The organism is Chryseobacterium indologenes (assembly GCF_002025665.1).
Taxonomy (GTDB): Bacteria; Bacteroidota; Bacteroidia; order Flavobacteriales; family Weeksellaceae; genus Chryseobacterium; species Chryseobacterium metallicongregator.
On record NZ_CP018786.1, the window covers coordinates 1,385,122 to 1,400,639 of the forward strand.

21 protein-coding genes and 1 tRNA gene are annotated in these 15,518 nt (G+C 36.4%); 13 read left to right on the forward strand and 9 right to left on the reverse strand.

Features of this window, described 5'->3' with window-relative positions:
- The first annotated feature begins 43 nt into the window (after positions 1-43).
- From BUE84_RS06305 to BUE84_RS06340, 8 genes are read left to right on the forward strand one after another with little or no spacing between them, the layout of a single operon-like run.
- Positions 44-649: a DUF4141 domain-containing protein gene (locus BUE84_RS06305; protein WP_047433371.1), complete on the forward strand. Its 606-nt coding sequence runs from the start codon at positions 44-46 to the stop codon at positions 647-649.
- Position 650: 1 nt separating this feature from the next.
- Positions 651-1,643, forward strand: coding sequence for a conjugative transposon protein TraJ (gene traJ / locus BUE84_RS06310; RefSeq protein WP_047432740.1), 993 nt, complete (start codon positions 651-653; stop codon positions 1,641-1,643).
- 12 nt (positions 1,644-1,655) lie between these two features.
- Complete coding sequence (traK, locus tag BUE84_RS06315; RefSeq protein ID WP_047432738.1) at positions 1,656-2,279, forward strand: conjugative transposon protein TraK; 624 nt, start codon at positions 1,656-1,658, stop codon at positions 2,277-2,279.
- Positions 2,280-2,289: 10 nt separating this feature from the next.
- On the forward strand, positions 2,290-2,559 hold the full coding sequence (locus BUE84_RS06320) for a hypothetical protein (protein ID WP_238594378.1): 270 nt from the start codon (positions 2,290-2,292) through the stop codon (positions 2,557-2,559).
- Between the two features lie 3 nt (positions 2,560-2,562).
- Positions 2,563-3,861: a conjugative transposon protein TraM gene (traM, locus tag BUE84_RS06325; protein WP_047432735.1), complete on the forward strand. Its 1,299-nt coding sequence runs from the start codon at positions 2,563-2,565 to the stop codon at positions 3,859-3,861.
- 15 nt (positions 3,862-3,876) lie between these two features.
- A complete protein-coding gene (traN, locus tag BUE84_RS06330) occupies positions 3,877-4,779 on the forward strand; it encodes a conjugative transposon protein TraN (RefSeq protein ID WP_052187016.1) in 903 nt (300 codons plus the stop codon).
- Between the two features lies 1 nt (position 4,780).
- Positions 4,781-5,341, forward strand: coding sequence for a conjugal transfer protein TraO (locus tag BUE84_RS06335; protein WP_047432732.1), 561 nt, complete (start codon positions 4,781-4,783; stop codon positions 5,339-5,341).
- Positions 5,342-5,353: 12 nt separating this feature from the next.
- Complete coding sequence (locus BUE84_RS06340; RefSeq protein WP_002980926.1) at positions 5,354-5,800, forward strand: DUF3872 domain-containing protein; 447 nt, start codon at positions 5,354-5,356, stop codon at positions 5,798-5,800.
- Positions 5,801-5,985: 185 nt separating this feature from the next.
- On the opposite strand, the gene BUE84_RS06345 is transcribed toward BUE84_RS06340, so the two are convergent.
- Complete coding sequence (locus tag BUE84_RS06345; protein ID WP_007846375.1) at positions 5,986-6,429, reverse strand: JAB domain-containing protein; 444 nt, start codon at positions 6,427-6,429, stop codon at positions 5,986-5,988.
- A 725-nt stretch (positions 6,430-7,154) separates the two neighbouring features.
- Between BUE84_RS06345 and BUE84_RS24545 the strand changes: the two genes are divergently transcribed.
- The 3 genes from BUE84_RS24545 (at position 7,155) to BUE84_RS24780 (ending at position 8,910) form a co-directional block, all read left to right on the forward strand.
- Positions 7,155-7,316 (forward strand): hypothetical protein, encoded by a 162-nt coding sequence (locus tag BUE84_RS24545; protein ID WP_167348773.1) that lies wholly within the window; start codon positions 7,155-7,157, stop codon positions 7,314-7,316.
- Between the two features lie 19 nt (positions 7,317-7,335).
- Positions 7,336-7,662, forward strand: coding sequence for a recombinase family protein (locus BUE84_RS24775; RefSeq protein WP_238594372.1), 327 nt, complete (start codon positions 7,336-7,338; stop codon positions 7,660-7,662).
- A gap of 240 nt (positions 7,663-7,902) precedes the next feature.
- On the forward strand, positions 7,903-8,910 hold the full coding sequence (locus BUE84_RS24780) for a recombinase family protein (RefSeq protein WP_238594419.1): 1,008 nt from the start codon (positions 7,903-7,905) through the stop codon (positions 8,908-8,910).
- On the opposite strand, the gene BUE84_RS06355 is transcribed toward BUE84_RS24780, so the two are convergent.
- Positions 8,864-8,943, reverse strand: a tRNA-Leu gene (locus BUE84_RS06355). The genes BUE84_RS24780 and BUE84_RS06355 overlap by 47 nt on opposite strands.
- A 93-nt stretch (positions 8,944-9,036) precedes the next feature.
- A complete protein-coding gene (locus BUE84_RS06360; protein WP_079243865.1) occupies positions 9,037-9,804 on the reverse strand; it encodes an MBL fold metallo-hydrolase in 768 nt (255 codons plus the stop codon).
- Positions 9,805-9,858: 54 nt separating this feature from the next.
- On the opposite strand from BUE84_RS06360, the gene BUE84_RS06365 reads away from it, so the two are divergent.
- Positions 9,859-11,286: a nicotinate-nucleotide adenylyltransferase gene (locus BUE84_RS06365; RefSeq protein ID WP_079240911.1), complete on the forward strand. Its 1,428-nt coding sequence runs from the start codon at positions 9,859-9,861 to the stop codon at positions 11,284-11,286.
- Positions 11,287-11,298: 12 nt separating this feature from the next.
- Positions 11,299-11,748 carry a GAF domain-containing protein gene (locus tag BUE84_RS06370; RefSeq protein WP_079240912.1) on the forward strand — a complete coding sequence of 150 codons (450 nt, stop codon included), beginning with the start codon at positions 11,299-11,301 and terminating at the stop codon, positions 11,746-11,748.
- A 52-nt stretch (positions 11,749-11,800) separates the two neighbouring features.
- Here the strand turns inward: BUE84_RS06370 and BUE84_RS06375 are convergent, their stop codons facing one another.
- From BUE84_RS06375 to BUE84_RS24380, 6 genes are all read right to left on the reverse strand, one after another.
- Entirely contained in the window at positions 11,801-12,268 is a 468-nt protein-coding gene (locus BUE84_RS06375; protein ID WP_079240913.1) for a cupin domain-containing protein, read from the reverse strand.
- A gap of 39 nt (positions 12,269-12,307) precedes the next feature.
- Positions 12,308-13,048 (reverse strand): ABC transporter substrate-binding protein, encoded by a 741-nt coding sequence (locus tag BUE84_RS06380; RefSeq protein ID WP_079240914.1) that lies wholly within the window; start codon positions 13,046-13,048, stop codon positions 12,308-12,310.
- Between the two features lie 26 nt (positions 13,049-13,074).
- On the reverse strand, positions 13,075-14,397 hold the full coding sequence (gene mgtE / locus BUE84_RS06385) for a magnesium transporter (RefSeq protein ID WP_034692244.1): 1,323 nt from the start codon (positions 14,395-14,397) through the stop codon (positions 13,075-13,077).
- Between the two features lie 346 nt (positions 14,398-14,743).
- Positions 14,744-14,893, reverse strand: coding sequence for a bacteriocin-like protein (locus tag BUE84_RS24370; protein WP_158521347.1), 150 nt, complete (start codon positions 14,891-14,893; stop codon positions 14,744-14,746).
- Positions 14,894-15,044: 151 nt separating this feature from the next.
- The gene (locus tag BUE84_RS24375) at positions 15,045-15,191 is read right to left on the reverse strand and encodes a bacteriocin-like protein (RefSeq protein WP_156106370.1); all 147 of its coding nucleotides are present in this window, start codon (positions 15,189-15,191) and stop codon (positions 15,045-15,047) included.
- Positions 15,192-15,224: 33 nt separating this feature from the next.
- Positions 15,225-15,365, reverse strand: coding sequence for a bacteriocin-like protein (locus BUE84_RS24380; RefSeq protein WP_158521348.1), 141 nt, complete (start codon positions 15,363-15,365; stop codon positions 15,225-15,227).
- Between the last annotated feature and the right edge of the window lie 153 nt (positions 15,366-15,518).

A 15,518-nucleotide genomic window follows, 5' to 3' on the forward strand; every position in this document is an offset into this window, starting at 1 on the left:
TTAAAATCTTACAACAATGAAAAATTTAATCATTAAAACCTTAATGGTAGCATTTTTTGCTGCCGTAACCTATACAAAAGCACAATTTGTCGTAACAGATCCCGCAAACCTGGCTTCGGGAATTTTAAACTCAGCCAATGAAATCGTGCAGACTTCATCAACGGTATCTAACGTTGTTAAGAACTTCAATGAAGTTAAGAAAGTGTATGAACAGGGTAAAGAGTATTATGACCAGCTGAAAGCCATCAATAATCTGGTCAAAGATGCCAGAAAGGTTCAGCAGACTGTTCTTTTGGTAGGTGATGTTTCTGAGATGTATGTGAATAATTTCGGAAAGATGCTCAATGATCCCAATTTCAATGCTCAGGAATTAGCTTCTATTGCCAATGGTTATTCTGCGCTTCTTACCGAGAGTACGGAGCTATTGAAAGAACTCAAAGAGATCATCACTTCTAATGGTCTTTCTCTGAATGATAAAGAAAGGATGGATGTTGTTGACAGAGTCTATAAAGAGGTCAAAGCGTATCATAATCTGGTACGATACTACACCAATAAAAATATTTCGGTCAGCTACCTGAGAGCGAAAAAACAGAACAATACCCAAAGGGTATTAAATCTTTACGGAACCTCCAATCAAAAATACTGGTAAGATGGAACTTAGCAACTTACACGAAGTATTGCGTTCCGTTTATGAGGAAATGATGCCGATGTGCGCTGATATGGCGGCAGTAGCGAAAGGTGTTGCGGGATTGGGAGCATTATTTTATGTAGCACTAAAAGTCTGGCAGTCATTGAGCCGTGCAGAACCTATCGATTTGTTTCCCATGCTGAGACCCTTTGCCATTGGCATCTGTATTATGTTTTTTTCGACAGTGGTACTAGGAAGCCTTAATGGGGTAATGAGTCCCATTGTTCAGGGAAGCCACTCAATGCTGGAGAATCAGGTATTGGATATGAATGAGCTGCAGCAGAAGAAGGATCTTTTAGAACGGGAAGCAATGCTCAGAAATCCGGAGATGGCATATTTGATTTCAAACGAAGAATTTGACAAAAAGCTGGAGGAACTCGGATGGTTACCTTCAGATTTGGTTACGATGTCCGGAATGTATATTGAAAGAGAAATGTTTGCGATCAAGAAAGATATAAGGGATGGTTTCCGCGAGTTTCTTGAAATATTGTTTCAGTCGGCAGCTTTAGTTATTGATACCATCAGAACCTTCTTTCTGATTGTACTTTCAATCTTGGGACCGATTGCATTTGCAATTTCCGTCTGGGATGGATTTCAGACCACTTTAACTCAATGGTTGACTAGATACGTTAGCGTTTATCTATGGCTTCCAGTTGCCGATATATTCAGTGCTATTCTTGCCAAGATACAAACTCTGATTTTAGAACGGGATATTGAAATGCTCGCAGATCCGACCTTCATTCCTGATACCTCCAATACGGTGTATATCATCTATATGGTGATTGGCATCATAGGTTATTTTACGGTGCCAACGGTGACTGGCTGGGTAATTCAGGCAGGAGGAGCAGGCAATTTCATGCGCAATGTAAACCAAACTGCCACGAAATCAGGTAATGTCGCAGGAGCGGCAGTAGGTTCTGCAACAGGAAATATTTCGGGAAGATTATTAAAATAAAAATACAGTTCTATGGAATTTAAAACATTAAGAAATATTGAGAGCAGCTTCAAACAGATCCGTTTGTTTACATTCGTTTTTGCGGTGTTGTGTTTTGGAATTGTAGGGATTGTGGTATTCAAATCCTATCAGTTTGCCGAAGATCAGCGTCAAAAGATCTATGTGCTGGATAACGGTAAATCATTGATGGTAGCCCTTTCACAGGATATGTCGATCAACAGACCTGTAGAAGCAAGAGAGCATGTGAGACGATTTCATGAATTGTTCTTCACCATAGCCCCTGATAAGAATGCTATTGAAAGTAATGTAAAAAGGGCTTTCAATTTGGCTGATCAATCTGCATTCAATTACTATAAAGACCTTCAGGAAAAAGGCTACTATAACAGAATCATTTCCGGTAATATCCAGCAGAGAGTTGAGGTAGATAGTGTCGTTGCCAACTTTGACACTTACCCTTATGATGTTAAAACATACGCACGACAGTTTATAATCAGGTCCAGCAATCTTACCATCAGAAATTTAGTCACTAATTGTTCACTGGTTAATTCTGTACGGTCTGACAGCAATCCTCAGGGATTTATCATTGAAAAATTCAACGTGCTTGAAAATAGAGATGTCGAAACTGTTGAACGCTAATAAGACCGATATGAAAAAACTAAGAGATACACTCGAAAATTATGTTGTAAAGATTGATAAACAATGGAAATCTCTTCCGGTAGAGCGACAAAAATTCCTGACCAAGGTTTTCTTTGGTGGTTATGTTTTGATAACCGTCATCGTCATTGTGAATATCTGTATTTCGACAGGTCAAAGAAGTAATACCATTTCTATCAATCATATTGACGGCATTTCTAAGAAACCTATCGAAAAAGGATCGAAGCATAATGAAATAGTAAACTCATCCACTAAAAAATAGAATATGAAAGATTCAGAGAAAATTAGAGTGATAGAAAATGATCTCTCCCAAAATTCTAACGGAGTGAATGATCATCCCAAGGCTCAATGGGAAAGACTAAAGAAACCTTTCATCTACTTTTTGATGGCTGCTATATGTGCATCTTGCTTTTATCTAATCTTTAAGTCCAAAACCGATCATACCATTATTGAAGAGGCCGGATTTAATGCAGCTATTCCACAGGCAAAAGACGGTCAATTGCAGTCTGATAAGCAAAAGGCTTATGAGCAGCAGTTATTAGAGCAAAAGAATGAAGAAAAGAGAAATTCAATAACAACTTTATCAGATTACTGGAATGACCAGAACGGTGTAAACTATAATAGCAACCCACCTTCTTCAACATCCAATAGAAGTGTTCTTCAGCAATCCGATCAGAATGCTCTAAACAGTTATCGAAATGCACAGCAGACCTTAAGCTCATTCTATAATCGGGATAATCAGGAGGTCAATAACCTAAGGAAAGAAATTTCAAGGCTAAAGAATGAGTCAATGCAAAATCATGCTGTTCCTGTGGGTCTGGGAATGAACGACCAGTTAGAGCTCATGGAAAAATCGTATCAAATGGCTGCTAAGTATCTTCCAACGACGCCAAAGCAGGAAAAACCAGCAGAAAAAGAAGAGGTCGAAAAGTCAACGGAAAAGAAGGTTAAACTGACTTCAGCAATACCGGTACGTTCCAATGTTGTTTCCTCATTATACAGAGACCAGTCGGATAGTGCTTTTGTCGCAGGTTTGAATCAGAATAGATTTTATGACAGTCAAAATGATTCAGAAAACTCGGTTCAAACAAAAAACGCAATAAGAGGTGTGGTCTATGAAACTAAGACTTTGGTCAATGAAAGTACATTATCTATAAGGCTTTCAGAAGCGATGAAAGTCGGACGAGCTGAAATTCCAATTGGGAGTTTACTGATTGCAGTAAGCAAATTTCAGGGTGGGAGGCTTCAGTTAAAAATATCTTCCATTCAATCTCAAGGTAATATCTATCCTGTAGAAATTAATGTTTATGACACAGACGGTCAGATGGGATTGTATGTTCCTTATTCCGCGGAGCAGAATGCGGTAAGCGATATTGTAGCTAATATGAGCCAGACTTCAGGCACCAATATTATGATGACCCAATCTGCAGGGCAGCAGATTGCAGCTGATCTGAGCAGGGGAGTAGTACAGGGGCTGTCTGGTTATTTTCAGAAGAGAGTCAGACAATTGAAAGTAACTGTAAAAGCTGGCCATCAAGTTTTACTCTTACCCAAAAATAACTAATCAAAAAAAATAAAAATGAATACACAAAAGAGTCATTATATTCTCATTATGCTATTACTTCTATTAGTAAGCAAGGCATTTGGGCAGGATTCTGTGACAACTTATATTTCCTTGGAACAGGCAAAATTGGACCCTTTCCGGATTAACGTCACCTACAATAAAACAAGTCATCTGATATTCCCCTCATCAATACGATATGTTGATCTGGGAAGTGACCTCTTGGTTGCCAATAAGGCGGAACCTATCGGAAATGTTCTCCGGATTAAATCGGCTGTAAAAGATTTTGAAGAGGAAACCAATTTTTCGGTTATTACTGAGGATGGAAAATTTTATAGTTTTGATGCATCTTACAGTTCTTATCCCGATATATTAAGCTATGATTTGGTAAAACTTCAGAGAGGTATTGAAAGGCAATATGCTACTGATGTATTATTTGAAGATCTTAAAGGAAGCTCAACTACTCTGACAGAGCTTATTATAGAAAATCTTTACAGGAAAAGCAACAGAACTATTAAGCATATTGCTTCGAAAAGCTATGGAATTGAGTTTTCAGTCAGAGCACTGCACGTTAATGACAGCAAGTTTTATTTCACATTGCAGGTTAAGAATCAAAGTAATGTGGGGTATGCTATTGAATGGGTCAATTTTAAAATTGTCGATAAAAAGAACTTAAAGCGAACGGTCGTTCAGGATAAGATTTTAGAGAAGGTTCGTACCTATTTCCCGGAAAGGATAATAGCTGATCATTCAGACAGTAAAGGGATTTATATGCTTGATCAGTTTACACTCTTAAAAGATCAGGTTTTGGAGATTGAAATTCTGGAAAAGAATGGGGGAAGGCATCTGAAAGTACAGCTTGAAAATGAAGATCTTGTTCATGCAAGATTGATAAACAGTTTAACCATTAAAACGGAGTAAGATGCACAAAATATTTTTAACAGTCATCTTCATGATGATAATGGGTAGCAAAATATTTGCTCAACAGATGATTCCTAAGCAAATTGGTGTTGAATTTACCTATTCGGTATTTCCAAAATCTCCAGAAAAACAAAATTATATGTTAAGTACTGGGCTTGTTTCTTACTCGAAGAATGGTAATTACTTTTTTGGACTGGCAGAATATGGTAGAAAATATTATAAATACACAAGCGGCGATATCCCGATAGATAGTTTCCTGCTGAGCAGTGGGTACAGTTTTTATGTTTGGGGAGACTTCATGCGAAATGTCAATTTTAATCTGGGAATTGGAGGTCTTGTTGGTTACGAGCAGATTAATAGAGGTGATGAATTGTTGTATGATGGATCAAAGCTTAACTCTACAGGTAATTTTATTTATGGGACGAACGGTAAGCTGTCTATTGAAAGCTATCTGACTGAGCATTTAGTTTTCCTGGTCAACGGGCAACTTCGCTTTTTGAAAAATAGTCAAATGGTTAATTTTCACTCTCTGCTGGGGGTAGGAATAAGATATAATTTCTAAAAATAATGAAAAATGAAAAATATAATTAATACAGCTAAAATACAACTAAAGTGTTTCTTGCTACTATTTGTGATTGGACTATTTGTACAATCATGTGAAAAAGATGATTTGGAAATTCAGCAGAATTATCCTTTTAAGGTGTCGGTTATGCCTGTTCCTAAGGATATCGCTAAAGATGAGTATGTGGAGATCCGTATCAAAATTATTCCTGAAGGTAATTTTGCTGACACCAAATATTATCTTCGATATTTTCAGTTTGAGGGAGCAGGAAAGCTGCAGTATTATAACACTCAACCTTACTTTCCTAATGATATTTATCCTCTTTATGAGAAAGAGTTCAGATTGTATTATACTTCAACCTCTGAAGTTTCACAATCATTTACGGTATGGCTCTCAGACAGTTTTGGAAATGAGGAGAAAATTGAATTTCAATTCAACAACAAAAAGCTAAACGGATAAATACTATTTCTTTAGCTTACAAATATATATTTCCACTTCAAATAAAACCATCTAATTTGAGAAGTATTGTTTAGTATTTGCGGAAAGATGGTTGGCCTCCTAAAGGACAAGCATCTTTCCGCGACGCCACAAGAATCCAGACCGGGAACCGGCTCTGGATTCTTATTTTTAGAAATTTAAGTCCCTTATAAAATACCTTCATCGGAGAAAGAGAAGGAGTCGGTTGAAGTTATTATACAATGATCAAGCATGTTAATATTTAATAGTTGGGCAGCCTCCTTTATTTTTTGTGTGATGCCTATGTCTTCGCGAGAAGGTGTAAGGTTTCCGGAAGGATGGTTATGGGCTATAATAAATGATACGGCATTACATAATAGAGCTCCCTGCATGATGATTCTGATGTCAACAAGAGAAGAGGTAATTCCAGATTCTGATATTTTTTGTATTCCTAAGACCTTGTTAGCCTGATTCATATACATTGAGTAAAATGACTCTCTGTAGTCGATCTGATCTGCATCAAAATGTTCCCTGAAAATATCTGTAGCATCCTGGGAGTTCAGTACTTTTTTTTCAGCATTTCCTTTTCTTGTGTAGATCAATTTGATCTCATTTACAATATTATATTTCATTGTTATTGCTCTGAGTACGGCAGAGCCTTTTGTTTCCCGTACTTAAGTTAAAAAAGCATTTATTTAAAACATTATTTAAAACACTATTTAAAACACTATTTAAAACATCTTTGAAATGTTATGTATCTTTTCTGGATCAAAAGCCTTTTCAATCTCTTCTCCATTCTATTTCTTAAAAGCCTTTCAGGCTTCGCTGAATATTTTTCAAAAGAAAAACCGGAAAAAAGAAAGCAGATATGAAGTGTTGACAATGAAAAAAAACAAAAGGAAACGGAATAATTGGAGGGTACCTTTAGGGAGGAAACCGTTTATGCCGTAGTCTTTTGGTTGGATTAGCAAGACGGCTGGCAACAATACCTTAGCTGCCTTTTTACCGGTTTATTATGGAAAATGTTTCGTGTAATAGCAGTCAATAACCTGTTTTTGTATATGAAATGAATGTTTAAATTAACAATGTTGATTTTATTTGTATTTTAGTTGAATCTAAGAATGATGAATTTCTTTGCATCAATTTTCTCTTGTTGCACCTAAAAAATAAATTTAAACGTAATCACATCTTTTATAAATAAAAATTTTTTCCGCCTGATGGTTGATGTTAAGTGTTTCGTTTGATTTTACATGTTTCAAGCGTTAGACATTTATATTTAAAAGCCAAATACATCGCATAAGTGTCTGGGTTTAATTTCAGAACAGTTGTCCAATACTTTTATTAAAAAAGTATTGGTATGGAGAAGAAAGTTGAAATTAGTAACATTACCATAGAGGAGATTATCAAGATTTTTAAAGAAGAGGAGGGAATTGAATTGAGCATTGAGGAGGCGAAAAATATTTTAAGCTTTCTGACGATGCTCTTAAAAATTACCATTAAGAGTTTTTTAGAACAATAATATTTTCTAAGATTTATATATGAAAAAAGCCGATTTATATATCCGTGTGTCAACTGATGAGCAGGCAGATAAGGGATACTCGCAAAGAGATCAGGAGGAACGATTAAAACGTTATTGTGAAAACAATAACATTAAAGTAGGTCAAATCATTTATGAAGATTACTCAGCCAAGACTTTTATCAGGCCAGAGTGGATTAAATTACTGGATACGCTAAAGAAAAAAAGCTCAAAAACGGATCTGCTGCTTTTTACAAAATGGGATCGCTTCAGCAGGAACGCTGGCGATGCGTATCAAATGATTAACATACTTAGGAAAATTAACGTTGAACCGCAGGCCATTGAGTAACCTTTAGATCTTTCAATTCCTGAAAATAAAATGATGCTGGCTATATATCTTGCTGCACCGGAAGTTGAAAACGACAGGCGCGCTCTGAATACTTATTATGGAATGCGCCGTGCTAAAAAAGAAGGCAGATTAATGGGAAGGGCACCTTATGGCTACGCTAACAGAATAACGGAAAACGGGAAAAAGTATGTAATTCCGAAGGAACCGGAAGCTTCCAATATGAAATGGGCATTTAATGAAATGTCCAAAGGCATTTATTCAGCGAGCCAAATCATGGATATGATGAACAGAAAAGAAGGAAAGTCAGTTAAGATAAGTGCCTTTCTTGCAAGTTTACGGAATACCGCATATTGTGGGAAAATTTACGTGGAGCAATTCAATGAAGAGGAGGCTCATTTTGTTAAAAGTATTCATGAACCTTTGATCAGTGAAGAACTATTCGAAAAAGTTCAATGTATAATGGATGGAAATGTGAATCCAGCCAGACCTAATGTAAAAGTACTGTCTGACGATAATTTGCCATTAAGAGGTTTCCTTGTGTGTCCGGAATGTGGTCATTTGATTACAGGCAGTGCCTCTACGGGACGTTCTGGAAATAAATATTATTACTATCATTGCCAGTCCCCGTGTTCATACCGTTACAAATCTGAGATTATTAATTCTAAATTTTTAGAGATATTGCAGTCATTGGAAATGCGCATATCTATAAAAAATTATTTGAAAAAAGTACTGAGGCAAAATTTTGAAAAATTAATCAATAATCCCCAAAGAGAAAGGAAAGCAATTCTATTAGAAATAGATCGTTTAAACAGTAAATTGAAACAGGCAAGAAATAAACTGATGGAGGAAGTCATTGATGATGAAGATTATCTTGAAATTAAGACCGACTGTAAAGCACAAATTGAAAAGCTCGAAGCTAAATTAACTAAAGGAAAGGATAATAAGAAAATAGATTTTCAAAAACTACTAGACCAAGCATTATCGAACCTAGTAGACCTTGCGAAAGTCTATACTGATGGGGATATCGAGGTAAAACGTAAAATAATTGGTTCGATATTTCCTGAAAAATTGCAATTTTCAAAAAATCATTATCGAACCACCCGACCCAATGTTTTGCTCTCTTATATATACCAGATAAACAATGAGTTAGGTATGAAAAAAAACCGGAAAGAAAGTGAATTATCACCTCTTTCCGGTCTTGTACCCAGGACCGGGATCGAACCGGTACTCCTAAGAACTGGTGTTTGAGACCAGCGCGTCTACCAATTCCGCCACCTGGGCTTGATGTTGATTTCAAACGTGATGTTTGTTTCAAATTGGTGTGCAAATATAGGAACTTTTTTCAATGTTCAAAAGCTTTTTGAATAATTTTTTTTAAAAATTAAGTTCCAAACCATCGTAGGCAAGGTGTATTCCGGATGGAAGCTCCTTATCTTCAATGTCATGCAGGCCTAAGTGATGGCTGATGTGTGTTAAAAATAATTGCTTAGGTTTTAGCTCTTCAAACAACTTAATGACATCGGGAAGGATAAAATGGGCAGGATGGGGATCAAATTTTCTGATACAGTTTAAGATCAGAATGTCCAGATCCTTCAATTTTTCTTTCTCCGTTTCAGAAATAAATCCTGCATCTGTAATGTAAGCCAGTTTTTTAAACTTATATCCGAACACAGTAATTTTATAGTGAATCACTTCCACAGGAGTGATTTCCGTATCCAGTACCTGAAAAGGTTTATTTTCAATTTCGTGAAGTTCAAAAGCGGGTGCACCGGGATATCTTACATCTGCAAAAGCGTAAGGAAATCTGTTTTTTATTTCATGAGCCACTCTTGAGTAGCAGTACAACGGAACATCTTTTCCATTTTTAAAAATCAAAGGACGCATATCATCCAGCCCAATCACATGGTCATTATGTTCATGGGTAATCAGCGCAATGTCTACATTATGTTCATGATTGGTAAGCATTTGCTGCCTGAAATCGGGACCACAGTCGATCAGTATTTTTTTATTTTCCTCCGTAGTGATCATCACGGAAGAACGTAAACGTTTGTCTTTTGGATTTTCTGAAGTACACACTTCACATGTACAGCCTATAACGGGTACACCTTGAGAAGTACCAGTTCCTAAAAATTTCAACTTCATTTTGTTTTGAGGTTGGTTTAATTTTGGTAAATTTACAAAAAATTTCATGTCCTAATGTATCAGAAACTAACTCCTAAACAAAAAGCATTAACAATTAATCTAGATCCTACTATTTATGGTACTTTCGCAGAAATTGGAGCAGGGCAGGAGACTGTTCGCCACTTTTTTAGAGCAGGGGGAGCTTCCGGTACGATTGCTAAGGCAATGTCTGCTTATGACAAAGATTTTAGTGATGCCATCTACGGAAAGGAAGTAAAAAACAGGTATGTTACCCAAAACAGGCTTCGCAAAATGCTTCGATATGAAGTAGCTTTGATTGAAGAGAGAATTTCAAGAGATAATAATCCTGATAGAAAATTCTTTTCTTACGCCAATACGGTAACTACTATCAATTTTGACAAAACTGTAAAAGGCCACGGCTGGGTAGGAATTCGTTTTCAAACCAAAGAAAATGAAGATTATAATGAGATCGTTATCCACGTAAAATTCAAAGAAAATGATGCTACACTTCAGCAGGAAACCTTAGGGAATCTGGGAGTAAACCTTATTTTCGGGGCCTTTCATTATTTTGATAATCCAAGAACTTTGGTAGAATCTCTTTATGATGATATTGCAAAAGATAATCTGGAAATTGATATGATTGACTTTAGCGGACCTGCTTTTGCCTATGTTGATAACAGACTGATGTCTCTTCAATTGGTCAAGAATGGAATGACGGATGCTGTGATTTTCAATTCTCAGGGAAGCAACATGCTTCCGGCAGATGTTTTGTACAAGAAAAATATTTTCGCGGTAAGAGGAAGTTTCAGACCCGTGACGAAAGTGAACATTGATATGCTTAAAAACGGTATGGATATGTTCTTCAAAGATGCCACCTGTACTCACGAAGAAACAGAAGTTCTTATTGAAATCACCATTTCCAATCTGAGAGCAGACGGAGATATCGATGAAAGAGATTTCCTGGATAGAGTAGACATTCTTGGAAAACTGGGGTATACCGTTATTATTTCAAACTTCTCTGAATATTACAGACTGATTGATTACTTTGCATCTTACACAAGTGGAGACATCGGGGTAGCAATGGGAGTAAATAATATGTTGATGGTATTCGATGAGAAATATTATAAAAATCTTTCAGGAGGAATTCTAGAAGCCTTCGGTAAGTTTTTCAGAAACGGAATGAGAGTATATCTGTATCCTTATAAAGATCCGGAAACTCATCAGCTGTTGGATTCTTCCAACCTGAAAGTAGAGGAAAACCTGAAAGAATTATATAAATATTTCAAACACAACAACCGTATTGTTGATATTACCAATTATAATCCGGAGTTTTTGGAAATTTATTCCAGAGAAATATTGAGAAAAATTGCATGTTGTGTGAAAGGCTGGGAAACTCAGGTTCCGGAAGGCGTAGCAGAAATGATTAAAGAGCGTGGAATGTTCGGATATAAAGAAGAACTTTCCCTAAAACAATTCTCTTAAAATATAAATACAATGTCAGAATTAAAGAAAAGACTTTCCTCAATTCTTGAAAGTCCTAAACATAATACAGAAGAAAAACTTGAAAAAGTTTGCCACCTGTTGGATCAGGAAATCCCTTACTTCAACTGGACTGGCTTCTATTTCAAAAACGGAGATAAGGAAGAATTGATTTTAGGCCCTTATGTAGGAGCACCAACAGATCATACCATTATTCCTTACGGTAAAGGGATTTGCGGGCAGGTTGCCGTTTCCAATGAAACATTTGTAGTTCCTGATGTACATGAAGAAAGCAATTATTTAAGCTGTTCCATTGATACAAAAGCAGAAATTGTAGTTCCGATTTTTAAGGATGGAAAAAATATCGGTCAGATCGATATTGATTCTCACACCATCGATCCTTTCACGAAGGAAGATCGTGAATTATTAGAATGGCTTTGTAATGAAGTTTCTAAGATTTTGTAATCGAAACTTACTATAAAAAAATAAAAACTCCGGACATTTCAGCCGGAGTTTTTTATGGGTTATTAGTAGTAATAACAAACATAATTAAAGGTTCGTCGCCAGTGTTTTCAACAGAATGATATCCTATGGAGTTGATGGCTGTAATATCTCCTTTTTGAAGTGTTTTCTTACGTATTGTTCCTTCTGTTCCGGTTCTTTCTCTATATTCTCCGGTCCCATGTACAACAACATACAGTTCCTGCTCATTTCTCAGATTGTGCGTATGAAAGCCGGATTCGTCGCCTTTATTCAGTAAAACCATATACGCGGCCAGACGGTTATTGGCAAGCTCTTCCTGCTCAAACATCTGTATCATGTATACTGTTCCGTTTCCACCATACATATTTTCGCGTTTGTCTACACGTGTAATGGTTCTTTCATCTTTTTCAAACGCCATTACATACAGATTAATGTATTTTGACACCTCATGTATAACGTGATTGAATTCTTCTCCTTCAGATAATATAACTGTACCAGACATGTGAATTGAATATTTAAAGTTTAAAGATGATGATAAAAACTAACTTTGCTGCATTGAATGAATTTCTGTGAGAAGTTCTTTAAAATAATTCTCGCATTTGGCAATATGAGTTCCATACCAGGAAAAGGCTTCACCATCTACAATCATTATCTTTTTGTCAGGATAGAAAACCTGGAGTTCCTCAATATGTTTCTCTTTAAACGGAAAAGGTTCAGAGGAAAGCATAATGACATCGGCATCAGCCAGATCTTCAGTGATAATTTGTGGATAACGGGTTTTGTTCTTGAAAATATTTTCAAAACCAATTTCTGACAGAATCCTGTGAATGAAAGTGTCTGAACCAATGGTCATATAAGGATTTTTCCAGATAAGATAAGCGGCTTTTACCGGTGCTTCCAGTTTGGCCTGATTCAGAACATCATAAATTTTAAGATTGAAAAGCTGTGCTCTGTCTTCCTTTCCGAAAAGTTTTCCGAGATTTTTAAGCAGGTAATAATTATCCTCAATCGTATCAATATTGGTTACTGTTACTTTAAAGTCATTCATCAGAGCTTCTACCTGATCTTTTACGTTCTCTTCTTTGTTGGCAAGAATAAGATCTGGCTGTAATGCTTTAATCTTCTCAATATTGATATTCTTAGTTCCTCCGATTACGGCTACATTTTTTATTTTGTCCTGAGGATGAATACAGAATTTTGTTCTTCCTACGACTTCATTTTCGGTCAGTCCAAGGTCAAATAAAGCCTCAGTAATAGAGGGGACAAGTGAAACGATTTTCATATTGGCATGTTAGATGATGCCTAAAATTACAAAAGTTTTCCGGTTAAGAAAAGTCCGGCTACGGTAAAATAGATAATAAGTCCCGTAACATCCACCAATGTTGCTACAAATGGAGCAGAAGAGGTAGCAGGGTCAAGGTTTAATTTCTTTAAAACAAACGGAATCATAGAACCAGATAACGTTCCCCATAATACAATGGCAATTAAAGAGACCGAAACACTTAATCCGACATATACCCAATATTGGCCATAATCAAAAAGACCAATCTGCTGCCAAAGCATAATTCGTATAAATCCGATGACTCCTAAGATTGCCCCCAGACATAATCCGGAAATAATTTCTTTTTTCATGACATACCACCAATCTTTCAGACTGATTTCCTGAAGAGCCATTGCACGGATAATCAATGTTGCTGCCTGTGATCCGGAATTTCCTCCACTGGAAATAATCAATGGAACAAATAGTGCGAGAACAACTGCTTTTTCAATTTCTTTATCGAAATATCCCATCGCAGAAGCTGTCAGCATTTCCGAAACAAATAGAATGATCAGCCAGGTCGCCCTTTTTTTGATCATCTCTGTCCATGAAGTTTGGATGTAAGGAAGATCTAATGCTTCCAATCCCCCGAACTTCTGAATATCTTCCGTGTTCTGCTGTTCAATCTGATCGAGAATATCATCAATAGTTACGATTCCTACCAGAACACCGGCTTCCGTAATAATAGGAAGAGCGCCACGGTCATATTTTTCGAAATAGGTTACCGCGTCTTCTTTGGACGTAGTTGTCGTAATCGCCACGAAATGATTATCTGTGATGTCGGAAACCAAAGTATCTTCCTCTTCCAGCAGTAAAGTTCCAATGGCAAGGTCATCAATTAAGCGGTTTCTTTCATCCACCACATACAGGTAGTTCATGGTTTCCACTCTTTTTCCTACCTTTTTGATCTGTTGAAGACATCTTTTTACCGTCCATTCCTTACGGATCTGGATATAATAAGGTGTCATCAGACGGGCAATCGAATCCGAATTGTATCCAAGAAGTTTTAAAGCAATTCTTCTTTCCTGCGGATTAAGGTGGTTGATGGAATACTTAATCAGCTCATCCGGAAAATCCTCGAAAAGAGCAGTTCTGTCATCCGGAGTCATGGCATTCAGAATTTCGGAAACTTCATCGCTTCCGATACTTCTGATGGTATCCTCTTGAAAATCAGGGTCAAGGTGCGAAAAAACTTCTGCTTTGTATTCTTTCGGAACCTTCAGAAACGCGAGCAGCCTCTCGTCAGCAGGAAGTTCGCTGAGAGTTTCGGCAATATCGGCAGGGTTGAAGATAAGTTCGTCTCTAGAATTCAAAACGTGAAATTTTTTGGATATGCAAAAATAATTCAAATTTTTAAGACTGAGCAATAAAGTGGCAAAATTAAGGATTAATTAAAGTTTAGTGCTTCAGTATAAGGGTAAAAAAAACACCCGCCGAAACGGATGTATAAAAATTAAATTTTAAATTCCAATATTCTTTATATTGGTTCGCATTCTGAAGTAGGAATGTATATGCAGACAGCGTTTGTACAGCATTGATATGGGCCGCAATCTGAGTTGTCACCACACTTTTTTATTCCGCTTCCTTTAATGTTTTTTTGTTCCAGCCTGTTGAGCTTCTTAAGATTTGAATTTTTCATGGTAATCAAATATAGTAAGATTAAGGCTCTATCGGACAGTCATGATCAAGGCATTCTCCATTACAGCAGTATCCCACAGAGCAAGGTCTTGTGATGCTGCATCTGAATGGTCCTATACCGCCATTGATTTGTTTGGCGGCTTCTCTGCTGAGTTTTTTTAGATTTTTCATAGCGTTATAGTTTGGATTTAATGTCAGACTAAAATAGTAAATATTTCTATATTATTCATTTACGAGTGAAAATATTTTACTATGAATCAATGTTTTATTTATGTTTTAAATAAAAACACCTACTAATGCAGGTGTCTGTAATGATCATATATTATTCCAGAGGACATGGATTGACAACACAAATGTTGTGACAACATGATCCGCCCGGACATTCGTAATGTTCTGTACATCTTTTGAAAGGTCCGCTGCCTTTAATTTCCTTTTGTACTTGTCTGCTGAGTTTTTTTAGATTTTTCATAAATTTTGATTTTATACGGTTTAGTTTTATCTTTTATTCAAGGCAGATGAAAGGGGAGCAGATTCCAAAACAGCACCATCCAACGGGACACGGATTAGTTTCGCTGCATCTTTCCATAGATCCTCCATTAATTTGTTTTGCTTTTTCTCTGCTGAGTTTCTTTAGATTTTTCATGAGATTTTGGTTTTAATGTTGGTCTAAAATAGTAAAAAATATTTAATAAATCCTTGTTTGGTGAAAATATTTAATTGTTAATCAGTTGTTTATAGTGTATTTTGAATAATAAAGCACCTGTTCAGAAGGGTGAACAAGTGCTTTGTTTAACAT